General features: G+C 58.6%; 2 protein-coding genes. One reads left to right on the forward strand and one right to left on the reverse strand.

All coding sequences use genetic code 11. The annotated features are described in order from the left end of the window. Positions 1–1,390, forward strand: a 1,390-nt coding sequence (locus A3730_RS25840; RefSeq protein ID WP_063539276.1) for an NAD(P)/FAD-dependent oxidoreductase, incomplete at its 5' end; no start/stop codon positions are given. A gap of 101 nt (positions 1,391–1,491) precedes the next feature. On the opposite strand, the gene A3730_RS25845 is transcribed toward A3730_RS25840, so the two are convergent. Next, the gene (locus tag A3730_RS25845) at positions 1,492–2,280 is read right to left on the reverse strand and encodes a M48 family metallopeptidase (RefSeq protein WP_063518765.1); all 789 of its coding nucleotides are present in this window, start codon (positions 2,278–2,280) and stop codon (positions 1,492–1,494) included. Positions 2,281–2,391 lie beyond the last annotated feature (111 nt).

Consider the following 2,391-nt stretch of genomic DNA (forward strand, 5'->3'; position numbering starts at 1 on the left):
TGGCATGGGCGGTACCTGGTACCACAACAGCTACCCAGGCGCCGCCTGTGACGTGCAGTCTCACATGTATTCCTTCTCCTTCGAGGGCAATCCGGACTGGAGCCACCGCTATAGTGGCCAGCAGGAAATCCACAACTACATTGAAGGTGTGAGCCAGAAGCACAACCTGCGTCAGTACACCCGTTTCAATGCCGAGGTGACCGGGGCCCATTTTGACGACCAGGCGGCCCTGTGGACCCTGAATCTGGCCGATGGCTCCCAGGTGGTGTGTCAGCACTGGGTACTGGCCAGTGGTCCCCTGCATGTGCCGTCGTTCCCCAAGTTCAAGGGCATGGATTCCTTCAAGGGCAAGATCATCCACTCCGCCCTGTGGGACCAGGACTATGACATGGCCGGCAAGAAAGTGGTGTCCATCGGTACCGGTGCCAGTGCCATCCAGTATGTGCCCCATGTGGCAAAAGAAGCGGGCCACCTGACCGTGGTACAGCGCACTCCGCCGTGGATTATCCCTCGCGATGAGCGTGCTTATTCCGGCCTGAGCAAGTGGGTATTCCGCCGCTTCCCGGCGCTGCGCAAGCTGCACCGTCTGCGCCTTTACCTGAGCAACGAAGCGCGCGTGCTGCCGATCTTCAATCCGCGTCTGGCCAAACTGGCCGAACCGGCGCTGAAAGCCTTCATCAATTACCAGGTGAAGGACAAGGAGACGGCACGCAAGTTGGTGCCCAACTACACGCTGGGTTGTAAGCGGATTCTGATTTCCAACAACTATTACCCCACCTTCAACCGCGACAACGTGGAGCTGGTCACCGAAGGGGTGAAGGAAATCCGGGAAAACAGCGTGGTGTTCAGTGATGGCACTGAGCAGCAGGCGGACTGCATTGTGCTGGGTACCGGTTTCATCGTGGATCCGCGTATCTACATGAAGGATTTCGAGATCACCGGTCTGCCGGGCCGTCGTCTGCAGGATGACTGGAAGGATGCAGCGCAGGCCTATCTGGGCACCACCGTGAGCGGTTATCCGAACATGTTCCAGCTGGTGGGGCCGAACACCGGCCTGGGCCATAACTCCATCATTTTCATGATCGAGAGCCAGGTGCGCTATGTGATGGATGCCATCACCAAGCTGGATAAGCGCGGTGATGCCTGGCTGGACGTGAAGCAGGACGTGCAGGATCGTTTCAATGACAAGCTGCAGGACGAGCTGAAGGGCACGGTTTGGCAGAACGGCGGGTGCATGAGCTGGTACCAACAGGCCGATGGCCGCAACACCGCCCTGTGGCCCCACGCGACCTTCCAGTTCATGGCCCGCACCTGGACCGTAAACATGAAGGATTACAACTGGCAGCCGGCGACCGAGAAGGTTTCCGTTAAGGAAGCCGTGGGCGGCTGACCAGGAAAGTTTCGAGTGACGAGAAGCGAGTTTCGAAAGGCGAAATCTTGTTGAGCATGTCTGGGTTCCGCAACTCGAAACTCGTGACTCGCTTCTGCTTCTTACCGTTCGCAATTCACTGGCGTGACTTGCTGGTAGAGCGGCAACACCGCCCCCATACGTTCCTGAAGGGCTTCGATGCGACTGTCATGGTTCGGGTGAGTGGAGAGAAACTCCAGTGGCTGGGCGCTCCCTGCGGCGGCCATATTTCTCCATAGTTCGGTGCTCTGCCGTGGATCGAATCCTGCGCTGGCCATCAGCTCCAGTCCCATCAGATCGGCCTCTTCCTCATGGCTGCGACTGAACGGCAGGGCGATACCCAGGTAGGCGCCTACGCCGAGAGCCTGCAGAATATTCTCGGTATCCGCATCCCCTTCGCTGAACAGCCCGATCACAAATAACACTGCCTTGATGCCAAGTTCCTGAGTGAGCCGTTCGTTGCCATGCCTGGCCAGCACGTGGGCGATTTCGTGGCCGATGACGGCGGCCAGCTGATCATCGCTTTGTGCTAGCTCCAGCAGCCCTTCGTTGACTCCAATCTTGCCGCCGGGGAGGGCAAAGGCGTTGGGGGTGGCATCGGCGAACACTACCACTTCCCAGGTGTCCGGCAGGCTGACCCCGGGAAAACGGGCGGGAATTCGTTGGATGAGCTGTTCCGCCACACATTGTGCTTCCCGGTTGGCACTCTCGTTGGCGCTTACCGGTAACTGCTGCTGCATCTGCACAAACGTCTGCTGGCCGAAGTCTGCCATCATCGATTCGGGGACCAGCGCCAGCTGCTCACGGCCGGTGGGTGTCTGGTCGCATCCGTAAAGCAGCAGGGGAATAATGATCAAGAGCGAACGATGCACGATGAGAGCCCGGTTGCCGTGAAGGTTTTTGCTCACGGTAGCGCAGGTGAAGGAAGTTGTGTAGCGGGATCAGAAACGAAAAAGGCCTCGCAATGCGAGGCCTTTTAAAGA

The organism is Alcanivorax sp. HI0044 (assembly GCF_001634945.1).